This window comes from Streptomyces sp. NPDC001231, assembly GCF_042896885.1.
In the GTDB taxonomy this organism is placed as follows: Bacteria; Actinomycetota; Actinomycetes; order Streptomycetales; family Streptomycetaceae; genus Streptomyces.
On the sequence record NZ_JBIAXS010000049.1, the window covers coordinates 13,889 to 39,448 of the forward strand.

24 protein-coding genes are annotated in these 25,560 nt (G+C 72.2%); 14 read left to right on the top strand and 10 right to left on the bottom strand.

The genetic code is table 11. The annotated features are described in order from the left end of the window. The first annotated feature begins 107 nt into the window (after nucleotides 1–107). Nucleotides 108–854 carry a hypothetical protein gene (locus ACFY3J_RS36815; protein ID WP_384171732.1) on the top strand — a complete coding sequence of 249 codons (747 nt, stop codon included), beginning with the start codon at nucleotides 108–110 and terminating at the stop codon, nucleotides 852–854. 27 nt (nucleotides 855–881) lie between these two features. On the opposite strand, the gene ACFY3J_RS36820 is transcribed toward ACFY3J_RS36815, so the two are convergent. Further along, on the bottom strand, nucleotides 882–1,394 hold the full coding sequence (locus ACFY3J_RS36820) for a hypothetical protein (protein WP_384171729.1): 513 nt from the start codon (nucleotides 1,392–1,394) through the stop codon (nucleotides 882–884). Nucleotides 1,395–1,416: 22 nt separating this feature from the next. After that, the gene (locus tag ACFY3J_RS36825) at nucleotides 1,417–2,532 is read right to left on the bottom strand and encodes a magnesium and cobalt transport protein CorA (RefSeq protein ID WP_384171726.1); all 1,116 of its coding nucleotides are present in this window, start codon (nucleotides 2,530–2,532) and stop codon (nucleotides 1,417–1,419) included. A 489-nt stretch (nucleotides 2,533–3,021) separates the two neighbouring features. Here ACFY3J_RS36825 and ACFY3J_RS36830 point away from each other — a divergent pair, with 489 nt between their 5' ends. After that, the gene (locus ACFY3J_RS36830) at nucleotides 3,022–3,606 is read left to right on the top strand and encodes a suppressor of fused domain protein (RefSeq protein ID WP_390842698.1); all 585 of its coding nucleotides are present in this window, start codon (nucleotides 3,022–3,024) and stop codon (nucleotides 3,604–3,606) included. 30 nt (nucleotides 3,607–3,636) lie between these two features. Here ACFY3J_RS36830 and ACFY3J_RS36835 read toward each other — a convergent pair whose 3' ends face one another. Next, nucleotides 3,637–4,893 carry an MFS transporter gene (locus tag ACFY3J_RS36835; protein WP_384171720.1) on the bottom strand — a complete coding sequence of 419 codons (1,257 nt, stop codon included), beginning with the start codon at nucleotides 4,891–4,893 and terminating at the stop codon, nucleotides 3,637–3,639. 149 nt (nucleotides 4,894–5,042) lie between these two features. On the opposite strand from ACFY3J_RS36835, the gene ACFY3J_RS36840 reads away from it, so the two are divergent. The 3 genes from ACFY3J_RS36840 (at nucleotide 5,043) to ACFY3J_RS36850 (ending at nucleotide 7,362) form a co-directional block, all read left to right on the top strand. Further along, nucleotides 5,043–5,684, top strand: a complete 642-nt coding sequence (locus ACFY3J_RS36840) for a DUF6758 family protein (protein ID WP_365424521.1) — start codon at nucleotides 5,043–5,045, stop codon at nucleotides 5,682–5,684. Between the two features lie 160 nt (nucleotides 5,685–5,844). Continuing rightward, complete coding sequence (locus ACFY3J_RS36845) at nucleotides 5,845–6,702, top strand: PHP domain-containing protein (protein ID WP_384171717.1); 858 nt, start codon at nucleotides 5,845–5,847, stop codon at nucleotides 6,700–6,702. Between the two features lie 54 nt (nucleotides 6,703–6,756). Then, a complete protein-coding gene (locus tag ACFY3J_RS36850) occupies nucleotides 6,757–7,362 on the top strand; it encodes a MarC family protein (protein ID WP_384171714.1) in 606 nt (201 codons plus the stop codon). Between the two features lie 102 nt (nucleotides 7,363–7,464). On the opposite strand, the gene ACFY3J_RS36855 is transcribed toward ACFY3J_RS36850, so the two are convergent. Beyond that, nucleotides 7,465–7,617, bottom strand: coding sequence for a hypothetical protein (locus tag ACFY3J_RS36855; protein ID WP_100568199.1), 153 nt, complete (start codon nucleotides 7,615–7,617; stop codon nucleotides 7,465–7,467). A 195-nt stretch (nucleotides 7,618–7,812) separates the two neighbouring features. Between ACFY3J_RS36855 and ACFY3J_RS36860 the strand changes: the two genes are divergently transcribed. Further along, a complete protein-coding gene (locus tag ACFY3J_RS36860) occupies nucleotides 7,813–8,709 on the top strand; it encodes an NYN domain-containing protein (protein WP_384171711.1) in 897 nt (298 codons plus the stop codon). On the opposite strand, the gene ACFY3J_RS36865 is transcribed toward ACFY3J_RS36860, so the two are convergent. Together ACFY3J_RS36865 and ACFY3J_RS36870 are read right to left on the bottom strand one after the other, a co-directional pair. Beyond that, nucleotides 8,706–9,608 carry an alpha/beta fold hydrolase gene (locus tag ACFY3J_RS36865; protein WP_390842699.1) on the bottom strand — a complete coding sequence of 301 codons (903 nt, stop codon included), beginning with the start codon at nucleotides 9,606–9,608 and terminating at the stop codon, nucleotides 8,706–8,708. The two genes, ACFY3J_RS36860 and ACFY3J_RS36865, sit on opposite strands and share 4 nt — an antisense overlap. A gap of 167 nt (nucleotides 9,609–9,775) precedes the next feature. Further along, on the bottom strand, nucleotides 9,776–12,289 hold the full coding sequence (locus ACFY3J_RS36870) for a DEAD/DEAH box helicase (protein WP_390842700.1): 2,514 nt from the start codon (nucleotides 12,287–12,289) through the stop codon (nucleotides 9,776–9,778). A 490-nt stretch (nucleotides 12,290–12,779) separates the two neighbouring features. Here ACFY3J_RS36870 and ACFY3J_RS36875 point away from each other — a divergent pair, with 490 nt between their 5' ends. Continuing rightward, nucleotides 12,780–13,526 (top strand): ferritin-like domain-containing protein, encoded by a 747-nt coding sequence (locus ACFY3J_RS36875; protein WP_141358642.1) that lies wholly within the window; start codon nucleotides 12,780–12,782, stop codon nucleotides 13,524–13,526. A 47-nt stretch (nucleotides 13,527–13,573) separates the two neighbouring features. Here the strand turns inward: ACFY3J_RS36875 and ACFY3J_RS36880 are convergent, their stop codons facing one another. From ACFY3J_RS36880 to ACFY3J_RS36895, 4 genes are all read right to left on the bottom strand, one after another. Continuing rightward, the gene (locus tag ACFY3J_RS36880; RefSeq protein WP_361414382.1) at nucleotides 13,574–13,843 is read right to left on the bottom strand and encodes a hypothetical protein; all 270 of its coding nucleotides are present in this window, start codon (nucleotides 13,841–13,843) and stop codon (nucleotides 13,574–13,576) included. 192 nt (nucleotides 13,844–14,035) lie between these two features. Beyond that, nucleotides 14,036–14,263: a DUF3107 domain-containing protein gene (locus ACFY3J_RS36885; protein WP_141358638.1), complete on the bottom strand. Its 228-nt coding sequence runs from the start codon at nucleotides 14,261–14,263 to the stop codon at nucleotides 14,036–14,038. 175 nt (nucleotides 14,264–14,438) lie between these two features. Then, the gene (locus tag ACFY3J_RS36890) at nucleotides 14,439–15,083 is read right to left on the bottom strand and encodes a TetR/AcrR family transcriptional regulator (protein ID WP_384171701.1); all 645 of its coding nucleotides are present in this window, start codon (nucleotides 15,081–15,083) and stop codon (nucleotides 14,439–14,441) included. Nucleotides 15,084–15,319: 236 nt separating this feature from the next. Further along, a complete protein-coding gene (locus tag ACFY3J_RS36895; RefSeq protein ID WP_384171698.1) occupies nucleotides 15,320–15,532 on the bottom strand; it encodes a hypothetical protein in 213 nt (70 codons plus the stop codon). A 213-nt stretch (nucleotides 15,533–15,745) separates the two neighbouring features. Here ACFY3J_RS36895 and ACFY3J_RS36900 point away from each other — a divergent pair, with 213 nt between their 5' ends. From ACFY3J_RS36900 to moeZ, 7 genes are all read left to right on the top strand, one after another. Then, nucleotides 15,746–16,936: an alpha/beta fold hydrolase gene (locus tag ACFY3J_RS36900; protein WP_390842701.1), complete on the top strand. Its 1,191-nt coding sequence runs from the start codon at nucleotides 15,746–15,748 to the stop codon at nucleotides 16,934–16,936. Nucleotides 16,937–16,944: 8 nt separating this feature from the next. Next, on the top strand, nucleotides 16,945–18,576 hold the full coding sequence (locus ACFY3J_RS36905) for a DUF3152 domain-containing protein (RefSeq protein ID WP_390842702.1): 1,632 nt from the start codon (nucleotides 16,945–16,947) through the stop codon (nucleotides 18,574–18,576). Between the two features lie 231 nt (nucleotides 18,577–18,807). Continuing rightward, nucleotides 18,808–20,547 carry a DUF3492 domain-containing protein gene (locus ACFY3J_RS36910; protein ID WP_384171689.1) on the top strand — a complete coding sequence of 580 codons (1,740 nt, stop codon included), beginning with the start codon at nucleotides 18,808–18,810 and terminating at the stop codon, nucleotides 20,545–20,547. Then, nucleotides 20,544–21,752 (top strand): hypothetical protein, encoded by a 1,209-nt coding sequence (locus ACFY3J_RS36915; protein WP_390842703.1) that lies wholly within the window; start codon nucleotides 20,544–20,546, stop codon nucleotides 21,750–21,752. The genes ACFY3J_RS36910 and ACFY3J_RS36915 overlap by 4 nt, the downstream gene beginning before the upstream one ends. Before the next feature lie 231 nt (nucleotides 21,753–21,983). Further along, complete coding sequence (locus tag ACFY3J_RS36920; RefSeq protein WP_384171684.1) at nucleotides 21,984–22,946, top strand: NAD-dependent epimerase/dehydratase family protein; 963 nt, start codon at nucleotides 21,984–21,986, stop codon at nucleotides 22,944–22,946. After that, nucleotides 22,934–23,683, top strand: a complete 750-nt coding sequence (locus ACFY3J_RS36925; protein WP_390842704.1) for a spherulation-specific family 4 protein — start codon at nucleotides 22,934–22,936, stop codon at nucleotides 23,681–23,683. The genes ACFY3J_RS36920 and ACFY3J_RS36925 overlap by 13 nt, the downstream gene beginning before the upstream one ends. A 63-nt stretch (nucleotides 23,684–23,746) precedes the next feature. Continuing rightward, entirely contained in the window at nucleotides 23,747–24,925 is a 1,179-nt protein-coding gene (gene moeZ, locus ACFY3J_RS36930; protein WP_384171679.1) for an adenylyltransferase/sulfurtransferase MoeZ, read from the top strand. Nucleotides 24,926–25,560: the final 635 nt, after the last annotated feature.

A 25,560-nucleotide genomic window follows, 5' to 3' on the forward strand; every position in this document is an offset into this window, starting at 1 on the left:
GATACGCCCTGGTGAGGGTCCGGACGAGCCGGGTCCGCCGGGCGGCCTCGGCCCCGGTACGCTGCCGTACGCCGCTCAGGACACCCGTCAGAAAGGCAGCTCCACCTGTGACCGTGATTCCCCAGGGCCGTACCCGCCGGACCGCGCTGAGGAGCGTGCTGTGTGCTCTGGTCGTCGCGGGCGCGGGTCTGACGGGGTGTTCCGGGGACGATCCGGACGCGGGCACCAACGGGGTGGGCAGACTTCCGGCCGACAAGATCCAGGCCAGGACGAAGGCGGCGGCCGCCTCAGCGTCCACCGTGCACCTGTCCGGGAACGTGGTCAGCAACGGCCGTACGTACCGGCTCGACATGCGTCTGAAGGACGACGGCGGCTCCGGTTCGGTCACCTCGGAGGGGGTGACCTTCGGGCTGCTGCGGGTCGGGGAACAGCTGTACCTGAAGGCGGACGCCGGGTTCTGGGGCCAGGTCGACGGCAGCGGCAAGGCCACCGGGGCCGCCGACAAGCTGGACGGCAAGTACGTGAAGGTGCCGCAGGGCGATCCCGCGTACAAGCGGTTCAGTGGCTTCACGGACAAGGACGTCCTCCTCGATGGGCTGCTGACGCTGCACGGCGCGCTGGCGACCGACGGGCACCACGAGCAGGCGGGCGTCCGCACCATCCGCATCACCGGCGGCAAGGGCACCGGCGGCACCCTGGACGTCTCCCTTAAGGGCACCCCCTACCCGCTGCGCCTGGTGCGCGCGGGCGACGCGGGGACGCTGAGTTTCTCGGACTGGGGCAAGGATTTCGCCGTGGCCCAGCCCGAGAAGGACGAGACGGTCGACTACGGCAAGCAGCTGCCGACGTCCTGACCTCCGTGCCCCTACTGCCTCGGGGGGCTACTTCCGGCGCCGTCTCTTCACCAGCAGCCGCGGCAGTCCGTCCGGGGCCGGTCGGCGAGTCGTCGCCGGGGTCGGCAGCGGCGCCTCGGCCAGCGAGCCCTCCGGCAGCGGCGCGGTCGTCCCCGTGGGCTCCAGGCGCAGCACCCGGCACTCGCGGGCCCAGCGCGCCGTCATGGCCTCGCCGTCGGGCGCGTTGAGCCGCTTCCCCTTCAGCTCGGCCACGACCTCCGGCCACCGCGGGGAGTCCGGCGAGACCTCCACGACCCGCGCGGCCCAGGTGACCAGGCGGCCCCCCTTGTCCTTGCTGCGCACCGTCACCTCGGCGGCGGCCCCGTCGGCCAGTGCGGGCAGCGGCTGCTCGCCGGGCCCGTCGCCCACCACGCACGCGGCGCCCTCGTGCCAGACGTGCCACAGGGCACGGGCCGGGACTCCGGGGCCCTTGACCCAGATGAGGCCGGACTTCTTCGTGGCCTCCTCGACGAGGGCCTGGTCGAGCAGCTCGGTGTTCATGGCAGAAGAGTAACGAGCCCGCTCACAGCCAGCCGTTGCGCTTGAGTGTGCGGTGGATGCCCAGGCAGATCGCGGCTGTGACCGCCACGATCAGCGGGTAGCCGTACTTCAGGTGCAGCTCCGGCATGTACTTGAAGTTCATGCCGTACACCCCGCAGACCATCGTCGGTACGGCGATGATCGCGGCCCAGGCCGTGATCTTCCGCATGTCCTCGTTCTGGGCGACGGACGCCTGCGCCAGGTTGGCCTGGAGGATGGAGTTGAGCAGCTCGTCGAAGCCGATGACCTGCTCCTGCACACGGGCCACATGGTCGGCCACGTCCCGGAAGTACTTCTGGATGTCCGGGTCGATCAGCCGCATCGGACGCTCGCTCAGCAGCTGCATGGGCCGCAGCAGCGGTGACACCGCCCGCTTGAACGCCAGTACCTCGCGCTTGAGTTGGTAGATCCGGCCGGCGTCGGTGCCGCGCGGGGTGCCGCCCCGGCCCGGCGAGAACACCTCCGTCTCGACCTCGTCGACGTCCTCCTGCAACGCGTCCGCGACCGCCATGTACCCGTCGACGACGTGGTCGGCGATGGCGTGCAGCACCGCGGAGGGGCCCTTGGCCAGCAGCTCGGGGTCGTCCTGCAGCCGGTGCCGCAGCGCGCGCAGCGAGCCCTGCCCGCCGTGCCGGACGGTGATGAAGAAGTCCCGGCCGGTGAAGCACATCACCTCGCCGGTCTCCACGATCTCGCTGTTGGGGGTCAGCTCGTCGTGGTCCACGTAGTGGATGGTCTTGAAGACGGTGAAGAGCGTGTCGTCGTAACGCTCCAGCTTGGGCCGCTGATGGGCCGTGACCGCGTCCTCCACGGCCAGCGGGTGCAGCCCGAACTCCCCGGCGATACCGGCGAATTCGGCCTCGTTCGGCTCGTGCAGGCCGATCCACACGAAGCCCCCGTCGCGCCGCACCTGACGCATGGCCTCCTGCGGGGTGAGCGGGTGGTCGGTCGGGACACGGGAGCCGTCGCGGTAGACGGCGCAGTCCACGATGGCCGAGGGCGTGGCCGGGTCGCGCGTGGTGTCGTACGCGCCGTCGTCCTGGCGCGCGGCCGTGCGGGAGGGGCGGACCACGGAACGCAGGTCGCGGATCATCGACATGGCGGGGCTCCTTCGCAGCGAGTGACGAGGGCCGCCGACGGCGGTTGGAACTGCCCGGAATGAGGACGTGGTGGCCTCAGGGATGTTTGGCACGTCCACAAAGCGGGGAGCACCGCACCGTTGCGGTGGCGAGCTTCGTCACTGTTCAGATCAGACAGATCAAACGAAACGAAGTGCTCTTCCGTATGACGTGCGCGAGGGCACGAACGCGAGAGGTGGCGGCCGACCGGAGTCAGAGCGACGACATCAGCGGCGGGAAGAGCGGGTGCTACTGCACGGTCGACTTCGATCCATGACAGCCCCACCTCCTCCGGCCGGTCCCTCGTAAGGGAGTCCCATCGGCGTCAGGGCCGGTTCGAGACCTCCCAGGGCTGAACACCTGGGGGGCACCCCGTTGCGCGCTGCCCCGGACGACCGGCCAAGAGTATCAGCAGCCCGGTGTGTCAAGGTGCCGCTTTGCCTGCCGCTGACGAGTTCTATGCTCGCCGCATGGATGATGTTCTTCCTCTGGTAGAGGCCCGGTTGTGTTCCGCGCTGGGTGAACCGGATGCCCGCGCAGCGGTCACCTTCCTCGGCACGGACCGGCTCGAGGTGCTGCGCTTCCACGACGGGGACATCGTCCGGTACGCCACGCTCGGCATGTCCGCGCGGCCCATGACCGACCCCACCGCGCCGCTCGCCGACCCGGTCAAGGGGCCGCGCGCGGAGCTGGTCCTCTCCGTCCGCGCCGGACTCGCCGACACCGACAAGGTGCTCCGCCCGCTCGCCGTACTGGGAGCGTCTCCGCAGGTCGAGGGCGTGGTCGTGGCGCCGGGTGCCTCGCTCGACGTGGGTGAGCCGCTGTGGCCCGGCGCGCCCTTCACCTCGGTCCTGGTGGCCGAGCCGGGCGGCATGGTGGAGGACCTGGAACTCGACGAGCCACTGGACCCCGTACGGTTCCTGCCGCTGCTGCCGATGACCCCGAACGAGGCCGCCTGGAAGCGGGTGCACGGCGCGCAGGCCCTGCGCGAGCGCTGGCTGAGCCACGGGACGGACCTGCGGGACCCCGCCCGCGGTTCCGTCCCGCTGGAGTGAGCAAGCTCACCAACAGGCCGCCGTTCGGCGTCAGTTGGCGAAGACCGTGACGCTGTCCTCGCTGGCGTGCCGCGGCTGGAGCTCCTCCGCCTCGTTGGTGAGGGCCCCGCGCCGGACGGCGACCACCACCGCGCCCGCCACCGCGGTCGCTCCCGCGACCACGAACGGCACGTGGATGTCGGTCCACTCCGCGATCTTCGGCGCGAAGAAGGGCGCGGCGGCGGCCGCGAACCAGCGCACGAAGTTGTAGCCCGCGCTCGCCACCGGACGGGGGGCGTCCGACACTCCGAGGGCCAGCTCGGTGTAGACGGTGTTGTTCACGCCGATGAAGGCGCCCGACAGGATGGTGCAGACGACGGCGGTGGTGTGGCCGCCGTAGCCGAGCACCACCACGTCGGCGGCCAGCAGCACCAGCGAGCCGCCGAGCACCTTCAGCGAACCGAACCGCGCCTGCATGCGCGGCGCCACCACCACCGAGAACAGTGCGAGCAGCACACCCCAGGCGAAGAACACCGCACCCGACTTGTACGGGGTCATGTTCAGCACGAACGGCGTGAAGGCCAGCACGGTGAAGAACGTGTAGTTGTAGAAGAACGCCGAGACCGCCGCCGAGGCCAGGCCGCCGTGGCCGAGTGCCTTGACCGGGTCCAGCAGGGAGGTCCTGCGGGCCGGCTTCGGCTGCTCCTTCAGGAACACCGTGATGCACAGGAAGCCGACGGCCATCAGGAACGCGGTGCCGAAGAACGGGTAGCGCCAGCTGGCGTTGCCGAGCAGCGCGCCGAGCAGCGGGCCGCAGGCCATGCCGAGGCCGAGCGCCGACTCGTAGAGCAGGATCGCCGCCGCGCTGCCGCCGGCCGCCGCGCCGACGATGACCGCGAGGGCGGTCGAGACGAAGAGCGCGTTGCCGAGCCCCCAGCCGGCCCGGAAGCCGACGAGCTGGGCCACGGAGCCCGAGGTGCCGGCGAGTCCGGCGAAGACCACCACGAAGGCGAGGCCGAGCAGCAGGGTCTTGCGGCCGCCGATGCGGCTGGAGACGAAGCCGGTCACCAGCATCGCGAAGGCGGTGATCAGGAAGTACGAGGTGAAGAGCAGGGAGACCTGGCTCGCGGTGGCGTTCAGCCCCTTGGCGATGGAGGGCAGGATCGGGTCGACGAGCCCGATGCCCATGAAGGCGACGACGGACGCGCCGGCCGTCGCCCAGACCGCACTGGGTTGCCGCAGGATGCTTCCCGCGCCCGCGTCGAACGGGTCGTCGCCCTCCGCGGGACCTCCTGTACTGCTGTGCATGCTGCTCCTTCCGATCGTTGCTGTTTACACATAATAAGTTAGCGACCCTAATTGATGCAACATGCACCTAGTTGGTCGTGGCCGGGCGTCCGGGCCGGACGGGTGATCGTCCTTGACGTGGCGCTGCCGGGGTAGGACCGTGGGGCCCTATGAGGGGCGAACCCAGTTGCCCGAAGTGCGGTGGCCGGGTCAGGGCTCCCGGACTCTTCAGCGATTCCTGGCAGTGCGACGTGCACGGGACCGTGTATCCCCTGCAGCCCGTGATCCCGCCCAGCGTCGAGGCCCTCGGTGTGGTGGTGCGGCGCACCCAGGTGCCGGTGTGGATGCCGTGGCCCTTGCCGGTCGGCTGGCTGTTCACCGGCGTGGTCTACGCCGGGGACGACCGCAGCGGCGGCCGTGCCACGGCCGTGGCGTGTTCCGGACCCGGGCCGCTCGGCGGCATGGGCGAACTCATCCTGGTCGCCGAGGAACTCGGCGTCGGCCTCGGCGCGCGCTACGCCGGCATCGACGGCCCGGACCCCGGAACCTACCTGGACGTGGAGAAGCCGCCCGACGCCAAGGTCCTGACCGGCGGCCGCCCCACCCCGCTGTGGCACGTGTCCGGCGCACCGGACGACCGTGCCGTCTTCGCGGGCGAGGCGCTCGGGCTGTGGCTGTGGGCGGTGGTGTGGCCCGAGCAGTCCGGGCTGCTGATGTACGACGAGCTGGTGCTGGCCGACCTGCGGGACGCGGGCGCCGAACTCGAACTGGTCCCGTGCGGGGCGTTGTCGCCGCGACTGCTCCATCCGTAGGAGCCGAGAGCCGCAGGGGTGCGCGAGCCGTCGGATGCGCGAGCCCTCGGGTGCCGAGCCGTAGGGGGCGCATGGCTCTCGCGGGTGTGACACGGCACCCTTGGGCGCCCGTTATCCTGGAGTGTCCCCTTCCGTCCCGTCAGAGCCTGGAGTCCGTGTCGTGCGCATCGATCTGCACACCCACTCCAGCGCGTCCGACGGCACGGACACCCCTGCCGAGTTGGTGCGCAACGCCGCCGCGGCGGGTCTGGACGTCGTCGCGCTGACCGACCACGACACCACCCGCGGGTACGCCGAGGCGATCGCCGCGCTCCCCGAGGGGCTCACCCTCGTCACCGGTGCCGAGCTCTCCTGCCGTGTCGACGGCATCAGCATGCACTTGCTGGCCTACCTCTTCGACCCCGCGGAGCCCGCGCTGCTCGCCGAGCGCGAGCTGGTCCGCGACGACCGGGTGCCGCGGGCCAAGGCCATGATCGCCAAGCTGAACGCGCTGGGCGTGCCGGTCACCTGGGAGCAGGTCGCGCGGATCGCCAACGACGGCTCGGTCGGGCGGCCGCACGTCGCCTCGGCGCTGGTCGAGCTCGGCGTCGTACCCACCGTGAGCGACGCCTTCACCCAGGACTGGCTGGCAGACGGCGGCCGCGCCTGGGTCGAGAAGCACGAGACGGACCCCTTCGAGGCGATCCGGCTGGTCAAGGGCGCGGGCGGAGTGTGTGTCTTCGCCCACCCGGCGGCGGCCAAGCGGGGCCGTACGGTGCCGGAGTCCCGCATCGCCGAGATGGCCGCGGCCGGGCTGGACGGCATCGAGGTCGACCACATGGACCACGACCCCGACAGCCGCGCACGGCTGCGCGGGCTGGCCGGCGAACTGGGGCTGCTCGCGACCGGCTCCAGCGACTACCACGGCAGCCGCAAGACCGTCTCGCTCGGTGAGTTCACGACACATCCCGACGTGTACGGGGAGATCACGCGGCGGGCCACCGGGGCGTTCCCGGTCCCGGGGGCCGGCGGGGTCTGAGGCCCACCTCCCTCGCCCTCACGTCACTTCTCTCTTCTTCAAGGCTTCTCACCGATGTTCGACGCTGCCGTTTTCGGTTCCCTGTTCCTCACCCTTTTCGTCATCATGGATCCCCCCGGGATCACTCCGATCTTCCTCGCGCTGACCGCCGGACGACCCGCCAAGACGCAGAAGCGGATGGCCTTCCAGGCCGTCTGCGTGGCCGGCGGAGTCATCGCCGTCTTCGGCGTGCTCGGCAACCAGATCCTGGGCTACCTGCACGTGTCCGTCCCGGCGCTGATGATCGCCGGCGGACTGCTCCTGCTGCTGATCGCGCTCGACCTGCTCACCGGCAAGACGGACGAACCCAAGCAGACCAAGGACGTCAACGTCGCGCTGGTCCCGCTCGGCATGCCGCTCCTCGCCGGTCCCGGCGCGATCGTGTCCGTCATCCTCGCAGTGCAGAAGGCCGACAGCGTGGCCGGCCAGGTCTCGGTGTGGTCGGCGATCCTCGCGATCCACGTGGTGCTGTGGCTGGTCATGCGCTACTCGCTACTGATCATCCGGGTCATCAAGGACGGCGGTGTGGTCCTGGTGACACGGCTGGCGGGCATGATGCTCTCCGCGATCGCCGTGCAGCAGATCATCAACGGGGTCACGCAGGTGATCCAGGGCGCCTGAGCGCGTGCATGCGCGAAGCCCCCGTACGGCAGTCGTACGGGGGCTTCGAAGCTGATTCTGCGGTGGTCCGCGTCTGTGATGAGGCCGGGGTCCCGGCCGCTGTTACGAGGCCGTGGTCTCGGCCGGGCGGATCCACAGCCGCTGTCCGACAGCGGCGGCCTGCTGAACGATCCGGTTGACGGAGGCGGCGTCCACGACGGTGCAGTCCACGGGCGTGCCGTCGACCTCGTCGAGTCGCATGATTTCGAAGCGCATTGCCTCTCCCTTCGTCTGGTCATCCTCCTGAGGAGAACTACTGTCTTCACCGGGGTACAACGAGCTGCACGAAGCAAACATTCCCTACGCTAAGGAAATTTTTCGAATGTCTAATCAGTGACCGGTAAGACAGCTTCAATTGACCGACCGGGACCGGTTGTGTTCGCAGCGTGACCGCCGGGACAATGGAAGGCGATGAACGATGACCTCGCGGCGCTGTCCGCCCGCATCGACCGCACGAACGAGTTGCTGGAACGCATGCTCGCCGAGGTGGCGAAGACGCCCTCGACCCATGCGATCTTCGTCGACGCCGGGTACCTCTACGCGGCGGCGGGGCGGCTGGTGGCCGGGACGGAGGACCGCCGCGCCTTCGACCTGGACGCCGAGGGGCTGATCGACGCGCTCATCGACCGGGCCCGCACCGTCTTCGCCGACAGCCGGCTGCTGCGCGTCTACTGGTACGACGGCGCCCGGCGCCGCATCCACACCGCCGAGCAGCAGTCGATCGCCGAACTGCCGGACGTCAAGGTCCGGCTGGGCAACCTCAACGCCAACAACCAGCAGAAGGGCGTGGACTCCCTCATCCGCACGGACCTGGAGTCACTGGCCCGGCACCGCGCCATCAGCGACGCCGCGCTGCTCGGCGGTGACGAGGACCTGGTCTCGGCGGTGGAGGCCGCCCAGGGCTACGGCGCCCGGGTGCACCTGTGGGGCATCGAGGCTCCCGACGCCCGCAACCAGGCCGAGCCGCTGCTCTGGGAGGTCGACAGCCAGCGCACCCTCGACCTCGAGTTCTTCAAGCCGTACGTCTCCCGGCGCACGGCCCCGGCGTACGACCCCGCCCAGACGGCCCGACCGACCCGCGAGAACGTCCGCTTCGTGGGCGCGCAGATCGCCGCCAAGTGGCTCGTGGCGCGCGGCCGCGAAACCCTGGCGGAACTGCTCCCCGGCCACCCGTATCTGCCGGGGTCGGTGGACCAGGACCTGCTGGTCGAGGCCGAGGGCATCCTCCAGTACTCCCTGCGTGGCCAGGCGGACCTGCGGCGCGCGCTGCGGGACGGCTTCTGGGAGCACCTTCAGACGCAGTTCTAGGCGCCTGTCCGGTCCTCCGGCGGTTCGGTGGCGGTGTCCCAGAAGCCGGCGAGGGCGCGGGCGGTGGCGAGCGGCTGGTCGCAGTTGGGGGAGTGCTCGGCCCCCTCGACGACCGTGCGCCGGGCGCCCAGCCGCCGGGCCATGTCGTCCAGGAGCGGCACCGGCCAGGTGTCGTCCCGCGCGCCCGAGAGCACGTGGAACGGCAGTGGCAGGGCGGCGAGTTCGGCGACGCGGTCCGGCTCGGTGCACAACTGGAGCCCGGTCGCCAGGAGTTGGGCGGGCTTGTGGCCCAGCCAGCGGCGGCGCAGGTCCGCGCGGTCGTCGAGGCCCGCGTCGAGTCCGGCGCCGGTGTCGGTCTCCTCGGGCGTTTCCATCGCCTGGATGACCTCCCACACCTCGGCCATCGACATCACGCCGAGCGCGTCCCGCAGCAGTTTCACGCGCTGCTGCTGGGAGGCGGAGATCTGCGCCGGGCCGGAGGCCATCAGGGTGAGCGAGACGAAGGGGGAGTGGTCGAGGAGCACGGCCGCGCGTGCGATCTGCCCGCCCAGCGAGTGCCCGAGCAGATGCAGCGGCGTGCCGAGCGCCTCCGCCTGCGCGAGGACGTCCCGGGCGAGTTCCCTCTGGTCGTACGCGGAGTCGTCGTCCACCGGTCCGTCCGACTCGAACTGTCCGCGGCCGTCCACGGCCACCGTGCGGTACCCGCGCGCCGCGAGCGGCTCGTGCAGCGGGTTGAAGTCCTCCTTGCTCCCGGTGAACCCCGGCAGCAGCAGCGCGGTGCCCCGCGGCTCGGCACCGGCCGCGACGGGCGCGTCGACCACGGCGAACTCGCCGCGCGCGGTGCGCAGCCGGTAGGCGCGCGCCCCGGGCGGCGGGTCGAACGTAGGAGGCCTGCTCATGCGCCGAGGCTATCGGGCACGGCGTCCTCGGGGGCGTGGGGATGGCGGTTCGGGTGAACCGGTCGGCGGTGGGGATGGACCGGCCGGGTCCCGCGCGTACGCCGACGGCCCGGTCCCACACGGAGTGGGCCGGGCCGCCGGGTCGTACGTGCGCCTGGAGCGCTGGATCAGGCCTCCGTGGACTCCACCGCGGTTGCCGTCTTCCCGGTGGTCTGCGCCGGGATCTCGGCGGCGTCCACCGCTGCCTTGGCGGCGGCCGCCGTCTTGCGCGTACGGCGCGGCTTCGGCTCGGCGGCCGTGCTCACAGCCATGTCGACGGCCTCCGCGGGGGCCTCGGCGGCCTTGCGGGTACGGCGACGCGGCTTGGCCTCCGCCTCGGCCTCCGCCGTCGCCGCGACCGTCTTCCGGGTGCGGCGGGGCTTGGCCTCGGCGGTGTCCACGGCGGCTTCCGGCGCGTCCGCGGTGGCCGTGGCCTTGCGGGTGCGGCGGGGCTTGACTGCCGTGGCCTCGTCGGTGACGGGTGCGTCGGCCGTCTCGGCGGCCTTGCGGGTGCGGCGACGCGGCTTGGTCTCCGCCTCGCCGGTGGTGCCCTCGGCGGTGTCCACGGCGGCTTCCGGCGCGGTGGCCGCCTTGCGGGTGCGGCGGCGCGGCTTGGCCTCCGCACCCTCGGCGACGTCGGCCGCCGCCTCGGCGGCGCTGTCCGGCCCGTCGGCCACCTGCGCCGGGATCTCCGCGGCGACCGTTTCGGCGGCCTTGCGGGTGCGGCGCGGCTTGGCCTCGGCAGCGGCTTCCGGCGCGTCCGTGGTGGCCGTGGCCTTGCGAGTGCGGCGACGGGGCTTGCTCTCCGCCTCGACGGTGGTGCCCTCGGCGGTGTCCACGGCGGCTTCCGGCGCGGTGGCCCCTTTGCGGGTGCGGCGGCGCGGCTTGGCCTCCGGCTGGTCCGTGGTGGACTCGACCGTGTCCAGGGCCGTCTCGGCGCCGGTCTCGGCCGGAGCCGCCGGTTCCGGGGCGACCTCGGTCACGGTCTCGGCCGGGGCCGTCGTGACCGTCTGCTCCGCCGACTTGCGGGTACGGCGGCGGCGCGGCTTCGCGGGTGCCTCGGTGGCGTCGAGGGCGGGGCCCTCGGCCGTCGTCACCGCGGACTCTGCGGACTCTGCGGACTCGACAGGCTCAGCGGGCTCGGACGGTGTCGTCGGCTCGCCGGCCGCGACCGGCTGCGCCGTCGTACCGCCGCGCAGACGACGCCGGCGGCGCGGAGCGCGCGTGGTGGATGCCTCTTCCGCGACCGCGGACTCGACCGGCACGGCATCGGCCGACGTGCCGTCGGCCGGCGTGACCGCTGCCGGGTCCAACGGAGCGCCGCCACGGGTGCGGCGACGGCGGCGCGGCGTACGCGCCGGGCGCTCGCGGTCCGCCGAACGCTCACGGTCCGCCGAGCGTGCCTCGCCACGGCCGCCCCGGCCACCGCGACCGCGTGCACCGCGACCGCCGGTCTCGCCGAGGTCCTCCAGCTCCTCCGCCTCCAGCCCGGCGCGGGTGCGCTCCGAGCGCGGCAGGACGCCCTTGGTGCCCTCGGGGATGCCCAGCTCGGCGAAGAGGTGCGGCGAGGTGGAGTACGTCTCGATCGGGTCGTTGAAGTCCAGCTCCAGCGCCTTGTTGATGAGCTGCCAGCGCGGGATGTCGTCCCAGTCGACGAGCGTGATCGCCGTACCCTTCGCGCCCGCGCGGCCGGTACGGCCGATGCGGTGCAGGTACGTTTTCTCGTCCTCGGGCGACTGGTAGTTGACGACGTGTGTGACGCCCTCGACGTCGATGCCGCGGGCGGCGACGTCGGTGCAGACGAGCACGTCGACCTTGCCGTTGCGGAAGGCGCGCAGCGCCTGCTCGCGGGCGCCCTGGCCGAGGTCGCCGTGGACCGAGCCGGAGGCGAAGCCACGGCGCTGGAGCTGCTCGGCGATGTCGGCGGCCGTGCGCTTCGTCCGGCAGAAGATCATCGCCAGTCCGCGGCCATCGGCTTGGAGGATGCGGGCGACCATCTCCGGCTTGTCGAGCGAGTGCGCGCGGTAGACGAACTGCTTGATGTTCGCGACCGTCGCGCCCTGGTCGTCCGGCGCGGTGGCGCGGATGTGCGTCGGCTGCGACATGTAGCGGCGGGCCAGACCGATGACCGCGCCCGGCATGGTGGCCGAGAACAGCATGGTCTGCCGCCTGGCCGGCAGCATGTCGATGATCTTCTCGACGTCGGGCAGGAAGCCCAGGTCGAGCATCTCGTCGGCTTCGTCGAGCACCAGGCACTTGACGTGCTTCAGGTTCAGCTTCTTCTGGCCGGCGAGGTCCAGCAGACGGCCCGGGGTGCCGACGACCACGTCGACGCCCTTCTTCAGGGCCTCCACCTGGGGCTCGTACGCCCGGCCGCCGTAGATCGCGGTGACGCGTACGTTGCGCACCTTGCCCGCGGTCAGCAGGTCGTTGGTGACCTGGACGCACAGCTCGCGCGTGGGGACGACGACGAGCGCCTGCGGGGTGTCGGTGAGGGCCTCGGGCTGTGCGCGGCCCGCCTCGACGTCGACGGGGACGGTGACACGCTCGAGGAGCGGAAGGCCGAAGCCGAGCGTCTTGCCGGTGCCGGTCTTGGCCTGGCCGATGACGTCCGTGCCCGTCAGGGCCACGGGCAGCGTCATCTCCTGGATGGGGAAGGGAGTGGTGATGCCGACGGCTTCCAGGGCCTCGGCGGTCTCGGGGAGGATCCCGAGTTCTCGGAACGTCGTAGTCAGGGTGCTGCCTCTTCTGTGTGCGCGGTGCGAGGCGAGCGCGGGGGTCGTGTCTGACCGGGCCGGGGACGTCGGCCGCCCACGCGGGCGGGCCGTGTGGCACGGGACCACAGCCGACGCTCTAGCGCTCGAACCGCTTGGAGGTCCCTCCGATCGTCGTACACACAGTGCCGTACGGTCAGGGAGGGCTGTCGGGTCGGAGCCGATCGGGCCACCGACCGGGCATCCTCATGCGTGCGGCCTGTCGACGTACGCCGAAACACGTCGGCGTACTCAGCAGGCGCATTACCACCATACCCCGGAAACACGCACACGTGATGGCCGATTCGGTCACGTAGTCGTCGTCACACTGGTTGATCAGGTCCATCGCAGGCGCGGAGAGCGGGCTATTGTGCGCTTCATGACGAGCTCTGACAAGTCTGACAACGCCTCCGACACGCCCGCCGAACCCACCGGCATCGCCGCCCAGGACTGGGCGACGGCCGCCGCCGACCCGCAGTACCGCGCCGCGGTCGTGGACCTGCTCGGCGCGCTCGCGTACGGAGAGCTCGCGGCGTTCGAACGGCTCGCGGAGGACGCCAAGCTGGCGCCCACCCTCGCGGACAAGGCCGAGCTGGCGAAGATGGCGTCGGCCGAGTTCCACCACTTCGAGCGGCTGCGCGACCGGCTCACGGAGATCGGCGAGGAGCCGACGCTCGCGATGGAGCCGTTCGTGGCCGCGCTCGACGGCTTCCACCGGCAGACGGCGCCCTCGGACTGGCTGGAAGGGCTCGTCAAGGCCTACGTCGGCGACTCGATCGCCAGCGACTTCTACCGGGAGGTCGCCGTCCGTCTGGACTCCGACACGCGCGAGCTGGTCCTGGCCGTCCTGGACGACACCGGGCACGCCGGCTTCGCGGTGGAGAAGGTGCGCGCGGCGATCGACGCGGACCCGCGCGTGGGCGGCCGGCTCGCGCTGTGGGGGCGGCGGCTGATGGGCGAGGCCCTGTCGCAGTCCCAGCGGGTCGTGGCCGACCGGGACGCGCTGTCCACGATGCTCGTCGGCGGCGTCGCGGACGGCTTCGACCTCGCCGAGGTCGGCAGGATGTTCTCGCGGATCACCGAGGCGCACACCAAGCGGATGGCAGCGCTGGGGCTGGCCGCGTAGGACTGCCGGGAGGCGTGGTCAAGGGGTGCGCCGCCGTCGGCGTCGGATCAGGCCGGCGCCGACCGCCGGCGCAGTCTTCCCGCGGGGCGTACCAGCAGGGAAAGCGAGGCGGCCGAGACGACCACCGCGCCGAGCAGCGTCGGCAGCAGGCTGCCGGAGCCCAGCGCGCTGTGCGTGACGAAACCACCGAAGAGGCCCCCCGCGACACCGGTCGACTGCACCAGGAGACGGGACGGCAGACGGTGGGACAGCCGGTGGAACGCGGTCCAGCCGAACAGCAGGCCGATCAGCGCCGAGCCGAGCGTTTCCAAGAACATGTCAGTTCCCTCCCACACGATCGGCCGGTGCCTGGCGGTCGTAGCCGGTCATACCCCTGACCTGCGGAATGCAACCCTCCCTGTGAGCGCATTGTGCGCCACCCGTGAAAGCGCCACCCGTGACAGGGAGACACGGGAGGGGCCCGGCGGTTCTCCACCGCCGGGCCCCTCCCGTCGTCCGTGACGCGGCGACTACAGCGCGCCGAAGCCCACCTTGCGCGGGGCCGGCTCACCGAGCTCCACGTACGCGAGGCGGTCGGCCGGTACCAGCACCTTGCGGCCGTGCTCGTCGACGAGGGTCAGCAGCTGCGACTTCCCGGCCAGCGCCTCGGACACCGCCCGCTCGACCTCCTCGGCGGTCTGACCGCTCTCCAGAACGATCTCGCGGGGCGCGTGCTGCACGCCGATCTTGACCTCCACGGCTATGTCCCTCCGACGGTCAGTGAAGTGCGCGACCTTCCGCGCCGTACCAGCACACATTAGCCCGGTGAGGGGACGAGCACGCTCCGCCCGGGAACGCCAGGAGCGAACAGCCCGCGGGAACAGAACCCCCGTACGGCGGTGCCCCGGCGGGGTGCGGTGGTGCCGCCGGCGCTCAGTGGTGCTGCTCGGCGCCGTGCAGCGGGAAGCCGGCGATGCCGCGCCACGCCAGGGACGCCAGCAACTGGACCGCCTGGTCGCGGGGGACGCTGCGGTCGCTGTGCAGCCAGGAGCGGGCCACCACCTGGGCGAGTCCGCCGAGGCCCGAGGCCAGCAGCATCGACTCCGCGCGCGAGAGGCCGGTGTCCTCCGCGATGACGTCGCAGATCGCCTCGGCGCACTCGTTGGTGACCTTGTCGACGCGCTCGCGCACCGCCGGCTCGTTCGTCAGGTCCGATTCGAAGACCAGCCGGAAGGCGCCGCCGTCGTCCTCGACGTAGGCGAAGTACGCGTCCATCGTGGCGCGCACGCGCTGCTTGTTGTCGGTGGTCGAGGCGAGCGCGCCCCGTACCGACTGGATGAGCGCCTCGCAGTGCTGGTCCAGCAGGGCGAGGTAGAGGTCGAGCTTGCCCGGGAAGTGCTGGTAGAGCACCGGCTTGCTGACGCCGGCGCGCTCGGCGATGTCGTCCATCGCGGCCGCGTGGTAGCCCTGTGCCACGAAGACTTCCTGGGCGGCGCCCAGCAGCTGGTTCCGTCGGGCACGGCGCGGCAGGCGCGTGCCTCGCGGGCGTGCCGCCTCTGTCTGCTCGATGGCTGTCACGCCGCCTCCCAAAGTCGTCCACATGCGGTGTGCGCCGCGCCGCCATCGTACTTTTCGGTAACCGTGGTGTGCGCGGTGCGAGCGCAGGATTTCACGGACCGGACGGCGACAAAAGCGGCATAGAGTGTTTCAAACGGGCTCAAGGTGGGCATAACCCTCCGCTCCTGCTCAGCGGCGGTCTCTCCCGCCGCGCGTCCCGAGCGTCGCCTCATGCGCCACCCCGTCCGCCCCGTTCCTCACCGGTAGTCGTCCTCGTCGATGGAGACGACCCGCGCCTGTTCGATGAGGTCGGCCTCGTTGGCGCTGTCCGGGTCCCCGGTGAGGGGTTCGTCGTGGTCCGGCGCGACGTCCGCGTGCTGCTCGGCGGCGTCGCCCTCCGGGGCCTCGACGGCGATCTCCGTGGCGCCGTCGTCCTCGAACGTCTCGGGATCGGTGGGGTCGAATGCCATGCTGGGCTCCCTTCCTGCGGAATGTCCCTGCGGATGTCCCTGGAAGAAGCAGGGGTCATGGGCGGGTGCCCTCTGTTATGAGCGTATGAGACACCCGATGGCGACGCTATGCGATCCGCGGCCCGATCGGCGGTCCTGTCCGCGCACAATCTGTGACCGCGAACACAGGCGAACACATGAGTCGCTACGTGATCGTCTCGTAACATTGCCCGCATGTCTTCGACCGAGCTGCCCTTCGTGCCGCCCGCCAACGTCTTTCCGCGGGTGACGCCCGTCGGGGTCGAGGAGGGCGAACGGCTGCGCTCGGTCGAACTGCCGGGGATCACACTGTCGGTACGCACGCGGCCGCCCGCGCGGGAGGGACTGCCGCCCGCGCTGTACGTGCACGGCCTCGGTGGCTCCTCCCGGAACTGGTCCGCCCTGATGCAGCTGCTCGACGGTCTCGTCGACGGCGAGGCGGTCGACCTGCCGGGCTTCGGCGACTCCCCGCCACCGGACGACGGCGACTACTCCGTCACCGGGCACGCGCGCGCGGTGATCCGCTTCCTCGACGCCTCCGGCCGCGGACCGGTGCACCTGATGGGCAACTCGCTGGGCGGCGCCGTGTCCACGCGCGTCGCGGCGCTGCGGCCCGATCTCGTGCGGACGCTCGCGCTCGTCTCGCCCGCGCTGCCCGAACTCCGGGTGCAGCGCACCGCCGTGCCGACCGGCCTGCTCGCGGTACCCGGCGTGACCGCCCTGTTCACCCGGCTCACCCGGGAGTGGACGGCGGAGCAGCGGGTCCGCGGGGTCATGGCCCTCTGCTACGGCGACCCGGGGCGGGTGACGCCCGAGGGGTTCCGCAACGCGGTGCAGGAGATGGAGCGGCGGCTTCAACTGCCATACTTCTGGGACGCGATGTCGCGCTCCGCGCGCGGGATCGTGGACGCGTACACACTGGGTGGTCAGCACGGCCTGTGGCGGCAGGCCGCGCGGGTCCTCGCGCCCACGCTGCTGATCTACGGCGGCCGTGACCAGCTCGTCGGCTTCCGGATGGCGCAGCGGGCGGCCCGTGCCTTCCGCGACTCCCGCCTCCTCACCCTGCCGGACGCCGGCCATGTGGCGATGATGGAGTACCCGGAGACCGTGGCTACCGCGTTCCGCGAATTACTGCTGGACACGGGAGAGTTGGAGGCCGGATCGATGACGGAACCGGGAGCGGCCGCCGGGGCCGGGGGTGACGGCGGCGTACGGACCGAGTCCGTCGGTGCCGAAGCCGGCCGTGGGGCTTCCAGGGCCGAGACGGCCGGCCGGACTTCCGGCGCGCGGACCGGCGGTGGCGCTTCCGGCGCCGGGGCGGTCGGTGGTGCTTCCGGCCCGGAGGCCGGCGGCGGAGCCTCCTCCGGCGCGGGTGCGGGGGGCTGAGGGCCGACGTGGGACGCCACAGCCGCCGCGGGCCCGCGCCCAAGGGCAGGACCGAGAGCACGAGCACCGGCCGGGACGGCCGCGCACCCCAGGAGGGGTACGGGTACGGACCACGGGACGGCCGCGGGCCACGGGACGGCCACGGGCCGCACGGCGGTCCGGAGCGCTGGGACGCCCGTGAGAACCGGGATGGCGCCGAGCCCTGGCACGGTCCGGGCGGTCGGCCGGGGCCGGGTTCGGTGCCGAACCCCGGCCCGGTACTCGGACAGTGGACCACCTCCGCGGGCCCGGCCGACGGCGGGCCCCGCTTCCAGGACGGGCCGCCGCGTTTCGCCGACGGCACCGGCACTCCGGCGCGGGGCGTTCCCCGACTTGCCGACGGCACACCGGCTCATGGGGTTCCGCGGTTGCCCGACGGGACCCCGGCCGGCGGGATTCCGCCGGTTCGAGGTGGGCACCCGGAGCAGCGGGAAACCGGTGGCGGCTGGGGGCAGTTGGGAGCGCAAGCCATGAACGGGAGCGGGGCGCAGGGGCCGACGGCCGCCGGTCTCGGCAGCTCGACGCGCCTCGGCGGCTCCGCCGCTCCCACCGCCGCCTCCGTGCGTACCCGCGCTCCGATTCCCCGGCAGCGGCGGGCGTCGCCCGCCGGGCCGCGGCAGGACTACCTCGACGCCTTCGACGAGGACGACGACGTCTTCACCCCCCGGCCCCGCGGTGACGCGAGCACCGCGAACCCGTCCGTGGCGCCGCCCTCCGCTCCGGCCGGGCAGGACGCGGTGGACGGCGGGGACGACGACGCCGCACAACCGGCCGGCGAGTCCGCACGGGGGACCGCGACCAAGGGGAAGACGTTCACCGGCATAGCGGCCGCCGCCGTCACCACCGTGCTCGCCGTCGTCGTCGCCGGACAGGTCGCCGAGGATCAGTCCGGCGCCGGGGTGCTTTCCCGGTCCGCGACCGACCGGGCGGGGCCCGGCACCGCCGACATCGCGGGCGCGGACGGCAAGGCGGCCCCGCTCGCGCCGCCGAACGTGTCGGCACTGACGTACGACCAGAAGATGAGCACGAAGTACCCGCTCAGCCCCGCACTGAAGGGCTCCGGCCGGTTCGACGCGGTCCCGGGCTTCGCCAAGGCGCCCGGCACGGGACGCAAGTACACCTACCGCGTCGACGTGGAGCAGGGCCTCGGCCTGGACGGCGAGCACTTCGCCGCGGCCGTGCAGAAGACGCTCAACGACCACCGCAGCTGGGCCCACAACGGTGCCCGCACCTTCGAGCGCATCTCCTCCGGCCGCCCCGACTTCGTCATCACACTCGCCAGCCCGGGCACCACCGCCACCTGGTGCGCCAAGTCCGGCCTGGACACCACCGTGGACAACGTCTCCTGCGACTCGGCCGCCACCGAACGCGTGATGATCAACGCCTACCGGTGGGCGCAGGGCTCCAAGACCTACGGCGACGAGATGTACGCCTACCGGCAAATGCTGATCAATCACGAGGTCGGCCACCGGCTCGGCTACGGCCACGTCACCTGTGACAAGGACGGCGCGCCGGCGCCCGTCATGCAGCAGCAGACGAAGTTCCTCGACCACGACGGAATCCACTGCCTGCCCAACGCCTGGCCCTATCCGGGGAATTGACCGGAGGACGGCCGGACCGGACCGCGGCGTGACGGTTCGTGTCCGGTCGATCTCCTAGCGCGACGGAACGTCGTTCGTCCGGGAAAGTTACGACTGTTCACCCCTTTTGGTGGCGTGATGGACAACCGTCCATCGCGCCACCGTCATGTCCGCATACGTTCGTCCCGCTGCGAGCCGCCGGTGCGACGGCGGCTCCCCACACGGGACAGACGGGAGATCGGGGGTGCACGCGTGCGCATCGGACTGGTGACGGAGGGTGGCTATCCGTATGTGAGCGGTGACGCCGGACTCTGGTGCGAACGGCTCGTGCGCGGGCTCGAACGGCACGAGTTCGACCTCTACGCGCTCAGCCGCAGCCGGCAGCAGGAGGACGAGGGCTGGGTGCCGCTGCCGCCCCAGGTCAGCCGGGTCCGCACCGCGTCCCCGTGGGCGGCCGAGGACGACGGGACCGTGTACGGACGGCGTGCGCGCCGGCGCTTCGCCGAGTGCTACGGGGAGCTGGCGTCGGCGCTGGTCGCGGCGAGCGGCGGCGATCTGCGCGAGTTCGGCGAGCCCGGCAGGGCCGCGGCCACGGACGGTGCCGAAATCGAGGCGGACCGTTTCAGCAGCGGGCTGTACGGCCTCGCCGAACTCGCCCGCGACGAGGGCGGACTGGCGGGCGCCCTGCGCTCGGAAGCCGCCGTCCGCGCGCTGGAACGCGCCTGCCGAGCGCCCGGCGCACCGCGGGCGGCGCGCGAGGCCCGCGTCCCTGATCTGCTCGCGGTCGCCGCGCACCTGCGGCAGGCGCTGAGCCCGCTGTCGCTCGACTGGTACGAGGACGACGGCCTCGGCGCCACCGACCTCTGCCACGCTGCGGCCGGCGGCACGGCGGCCCTGTCCGGACTGCTCGCCCGCCACTTCACCGGCGTGCCCCTGCTGGTCACCGAGTACGGCGTGCACCTGCGCGCGCACTACCTCGCCACCGGCGCCGACGGGACCGCCCCGGCCGTGCGGGCCCTGCTCGCCGCCTTCCACGGCAGTCTCGCCGCCGAGGTCTACCGGCGGGCCGCCGTCGTCACCCACGGCAACGCGCACGCCCGCCGCTGGCAGGAGCGCTGCGGCGCCGACCGCGCCAAGCTGCGCACCATCCACCCGGGCATGGACGCCGCCCCCTTCGCCGAGGCCGGGGAGTCGCCGGAGGCCGCCGACCCGGACACGCTCGTGTGGGTCGGCCGTGTCGGGCCGGCCAAGGACCTGGTGTCCCTGCTGCACGCCTTCGCCGAGGTGCGCAAGCAGGAACCGAAGGCACGGCTGCGGCTCGTCAGCGCGGGAACCGGCTCCGACGGCGCCGCCTACCTGGGCCACTGCAGGGCGCTCGCCGCCCAGCTCTTCCCCGACGAGGCCGAGGGCCCGCACACCGTCGGGCACAACCCGGTGTCCTTCGAGGAGATCGGCGACCCGGAGGTGCCGACCCTCGCCGACGCCTACGCCTCGGGCGCCGTGGTCGTCCTGTCGAGCGTGGTCGAGGGCTTCCCGCTCGGCCTGGTCGAGGCCATGCTCTGCGGCCGAGCGACCGTCTCCACGGACGTCGGCGCGGTCGTCGAGATCGTCGGCGGCACCGGGGTCGTCGTGCCCCCGCGCAATCCGCGGGCGCTCGCCGAGGTGTGCGTGAACCTGCTGCGCGACCCCGAGCGCCGTGCGCGCTTGGGCGCCGCCGCCCGCGCCCGCGCACTCGAACTGTTCACCATCGAGCAGAACATCGCGGCGTTCCACGGCATCTACCTGGAGGTCGTCTCGCACTGTCCGGTCCAGCGCGTCGTCCTCGACGAGACCGGCGAGCCCCTTCCGTTCGCCGCGCCCGCCGAGGCCCACGTGCCCGGCCGCTGGACCCGGGCCGTGGACCACGTCGCGGCACGCTCGCGCCCCAGCTGGGCCACCGGCTCACCGACGGGGTGCGCGGCCCCCACGACCACCACGGAGGCTTCCCGATGAGCGGCCCGAGAACAGGGGACGACCTCGGCACCCCGACCGGCCAGGGTGGTCCGGCCGACGGTTTCGGCGGGCCCGCCCTCGACCAGAGCCCCTCCCTGCCCTCCCGGCGCGGTGCGGCCGACCCGGTCAAGGTGCTGATGCACCGTCACCGCGAGCTGTGCGAAAGGGCCGTCGACCCGTTGGAGATCGCCGCGGGCCTGGAGGCGCACGGCGTCACCGACCGCACTGCCGCCCGCTTCCGCCACCGTGACGTCTTCTCCCTCGCCGAGGAGATGTACGCCCGGATCAGCCGAGACGCCGAGACACCCCCGCGGCACGAGGCCGCCGCCTTACCCCGGCTGGGCCTCGGCCGGGCCGCGTTCGGCCTGCTGCCCGGTGCCCTGTGCGCCGCCGCCGTGGCCGGGCTGCGCCTGACCGAGGGCCGGACACGGCTGGCCGTCGCCGCGCTCGGTGTCGTGGCCGTGGGCCTGGGCCTGCGCGCCGTACTCCGGCGTGGCCCGCTGAGCGCCGAGGAGCGCACGCTTCCGGGCCCGCACACGCCCGGCACGCGCACGTGGACGTGCTGGCTCCTCGGCTACGCCCTCCTCGGCGACGGCCTGCTCGGCGCGGCCGTCGGCGGCGGGCCCGACGGGCTGCCCGACGGCACAGCGGCCGGGCCCTGGCCCCTGACCACCGCCCCCGTGCTGGCCCTCGCCCTGGCCTGCGGACCAGCGGCCTGGACCGCGCACCTCTTCGCCGTGGGCGCCCGGCGCAAGGTGACCGCCAGCCGGGGCCTCGAGGAGTTCGCCGCGTCCGTACGGCCCCTGCTGCTCGGCGCGTTCGGCCTGTTCCTGTGCGCCCTGGCCGCCCTGCTCGCGGTGTGCGGCGCGATCCTGGACGAGCCCGCCGGCTACGCCCCGGCCCTCACGCTGGGCGCGCTGCTGCTGCTCGCGCGCCTCCTCACCACGCACGGCTTCACACACGCCCCGGCCGTCGCCCTCGGCTCCGCGGCCGCGGCCGAAGCGGCGGCCCAGGCCAGTGTCTTCACCGCCCGCCTCCCCGGCTGCGGTGCCCTCGCCACCCCTGTCGACACCCTCGTGGCCGCCTGGGGCCCCGGTGGCGTACCCGCCCTCGTCTGCGGAACCGCCGCCCTGGCCCTCCTCCTGCACGCGACCCGCACGCTGACCCGAGCCTCCGCCCATGCGCGAGAGGAGTCGCAGCCGTGAGGGACACGGGGCCGGTCCCGATCACCCCTGCGTGCCCCCGCACGGCCGCAGCCACGGGTGCCGCCCGCGTTTCCCCGCCGGCCGCAGGCACTTGAGCCGACGCAGGCCCCCGACCCACCGCCGGAGCCCGTCGCACCACCCGCCAGAAGGAGAACACCAAATGATCACCGCCCGATCCGGAGCGTCCGGAGCATCCGGAGCCACCGGAGCGCACACCCCGGGAGCCGCCCGATGAGGGTTCTGCTGATCGGAGCCAACGGATACCTCGGCCGTTTCGTCGCCGACCGTCTGCTCGCCGACCCGGCCGTCCAGCTCACCGCGCTGGGCCGCGGCGACGACGCCGACGTCCGCTTCGACCTCGCGGCCGGCAGCCCCGGAGCGCTCACCCGCTTCCTGGACGCGGTCCACCCCGGCGTCGTCGTCAACTGCGCGGGCGCCACCCGCGGCGGCGCGCGCGACCTCACCCGGCACAACACCGTCGCCGTCGCCACCGTCTGCGAGGCCCTGCGCCGCAGCGGCTGCGGCGCCCGCCTGGTGCAGGTCGGCTGCAGCTCCGAGTACGGCCCCAGCCAGCCCGGCTCCTCCACGGCCGAGGACGCCGTACCCCGCCCCGGCGGCCCGTACGGTGTCAGCAAGCTCGCCGCCACCGAACTGGTTCTCGGCTCCGGCCTCGACGCCGTCGTGCTCCGTGTCTTCTCGCCCGCCGGACCCGGCACCCCGGCCGGCTCGCCGCTCGGCCGGCTCGCCGAGGCCATGCGCCGCGCCATGCAGTCCGGCGACAGCGACCTCAAACTCGGCGGTCTCGGCGTCCAGCGCGACTTCGTCGACGTCCGCGACGTGGCCCGCGCCGTTCACGCCGCCTCCCTCTCGGCCGCCCAGGGCGTCATCAACATCGGCTCGGGCCGTGCCGTACGGCTGCGCGACGCCGCGGCGATCCTCGCCCGCGTCGCCGGATACGGAGGCGCCCTGCACGAACTCGACGGCCCGCCCGGCGGCCATCTCAGGGTCGCCATCGGGCACCCCCGGACCGAGTCGGACCATCCCGTCCCGGTCGCGTATCCGTACCCCGACGGCTGCGGCAGCTGGCAGCAGGCGGATGTGCGCACCGCCCGCGACCGGCTCGGCTGGCGGCCCCGGATCAACCTCGAAGAGTCCCTGGCCGACATCTGGATGGAGGCGGCATGCCGTATCTGACCAGCACCCCGGTGGGCATCTCGAGCACCGGACTGCGCACCGGACTCGGTGTCCCCGGCTGGGCCCACCCCCTTCTTGCCCCGGCCGAGTGGAGCGAACTCAACCGGCCCGGCACGCCCCTGCACTGGGTTGTCCTCAACGTCGCCGACGGTCCCGGCGTCCAGCCCGACCCGCACTGTCTGGACGCGGCGGGAAGGCTGCGCAACGCGGGCGTCCGCGTCCTCGGCCACCTCGACGCCGCGCACGGCGCCCGGTCCTTCACCGAGCTGATCTCCGAAGCGCGGCGGTACCTCGAGTGGTACCGGGCCGACGGCTTCCTGCTGGACCGCTGCCCCGCCGACCGCGCCGGGCTGCCCGAGGTCCGCCGTACGATCGACGCGCTGCGGGCCGTGCGTGACGATGCCCATATCGTCCTCGGCCACGGCACCCACCCGCACCCCGGCTACGCCGAGAACGCCGACCAACTGGTGACCTTCCGCGGCCCGTGGAGCGACTACCGCTGGTCGCAGGCCGCGGAGTGGACCGCCGACTATCCGCCCGAGCGCTTCTGCCACTTCGTGCACGGCGTCCCGCGCGGCCACCTCGACGAGGCGCTGCGCATCGCCCGCTGGCAGGGGGCGGCGACCATCTGGTTCACCGACCGCTCCGACCGCGACGGCACGGCCGCCCCCTGGGAGGACATGCCCGGTTACTGGGACGAAATCGTCTCGCGGATCGGACGAGGTGTCTCGGAATGAAGAAGGCCGTGGCAGTGTTACGAGAAGAACAACCGTAGTGTTTGACCGACCAACGGAGTCCCCGTGTCGCTGCCACCCCTGGTCGAGCCCGCTCCCGAGCTCACCGTAGACGAGGTCCGCAGGTACTCCCGCCACCTGATCATCCCCGACGTGGGGATGGACGGGCAGAAGCGGCTGAAGAACGCCAAGGTGCTCTTTGTGGGTGCCGGCGGGCTGGGTTCGCCGGGTCTGATGTACATGGCCGCGGCGGGCGTCGGCACGCTCGGCATCGTGGAGTTCGACGAGGTGGACGAGTCGAACCTGCAGCGCCAGGTCATCCACAGCCAGTCCGACATCGGCCGCCCCAAGGCCGAGTCCGCGCGCGACACCATCAAGGGCATCAACCCGTACGTGAACGTGGTCCTTCACCAGGAGCGGCTCGAGGCCGACAACGTGAAGGAGATCTTCAGCCAGTACGACCTGATCGTCGACGGCACGGACAACTTCGCGACCCGGTACCTGGTCAACGACGCCTGCGTGCTGCTGAACAAGCCGTACGTATGGGGTTCGATCTACCGCTTCGACGGGCAGGCCTCCGTCTTCTGGTCCGAGCACGGCCCCTGCTACCGCTGCCTCTACCCGGAGCCGCCGCCCCCCGGCATGGTCCCCTCCTGCGCCGAGGGTGGCGTCCTGGGCGTGCTGTGCGCGTCCATCGGCTCCATCCAGGCCAACGAGGCCATCAAGCTCCTGGCGGGCATCGGCGAGCCGCTGGTCGGCCGCCTGATGATCTACGACGCCCTGGAGATGCAGTACCGCCAGGTCAAGGTCCGCAAGGACCCCGACTGCGCGGTCTGCGGCCAGAACCCGACCGTCACCGAACTCATCGACTACGAGGCCTTCTGCGGCGTCGTCTCCGAGGAGGCCCAGGCGGCGGCCGCGGATTCGACGATCACTCCCAAGCAGCTCAAGGAGTGGATCGACGACGGTGAGAACATCGAGATCATCGACGTCCGCGAGCCGAACGAGTTCGAGATCGTCTCCATCCCGGGCGCCCGGCTGATCCCGAAGAACGAGTTCCTCATGGGCTCCGCCCTGGAGAGCCTCCCGCAGGACAAGAAGATCGTCCTGAACTGCAAGACGGGTGTCCGCAGTGCGGAAGTCCTCGCCGTGCTGAAGTCCGCGGGCTTCGCGGACGCCGTGCACGTCGGCGGCGGCGTGATCGGCTGGGTCAACCAGATCGAGCCGCACAAGCCGGTCTACTGATCACCGGTCCGGCTGACCAGCGAGACTGAAGAAGCCCACGGCTCTGACCAGTTCAGATGCCGTGGGCTTCTGCCGTTGTTGGTCGGCGTTGGCCGACCTTGGACGGCCCAGAGACGGCCCGAATATCGCACCGGGCCTTCGTTGAGCTGGGTTCGCTAGCATTCCGGGATCGAAGGGGGCAGATATGGCACTGGGGCGCAAGGGAGCACGGCGCATAGTCGTCGACGGCACGGTCTACCGCTGGCGGCTGCGACGCAGACCCACCTATAGCCAGGCTCTCTGCTGGTCGCCGTGCACTTACGCCGTGGAGCATGCGGATTGTCCCGGGACGACTCTCGTCGTCATCACGAACCAGCCTCACCTCAGCAACTGGCTTGGAGGCCTGGGTAACCCGGTACTGCCCTCCGATGTCGCCAATGCCATTGCATCCGCCCTACGACAGGGTTGGGTGCCCACTCGCGCGGGCTCGCCGTTTCACCTCGACCAGTCCGCCAGCTTCTCTGCCTTGCCCTGAGCTGGCTGGCGGGTGAGCACCGCTTTAGCTTGGCGTTTAACCTCGCAGGTCACCCGACCTGCTGAACTGCGGTTCTTCCCGGGACAGCGGACGCGGCCGTTCCTCACGCTTCGAGATGTCG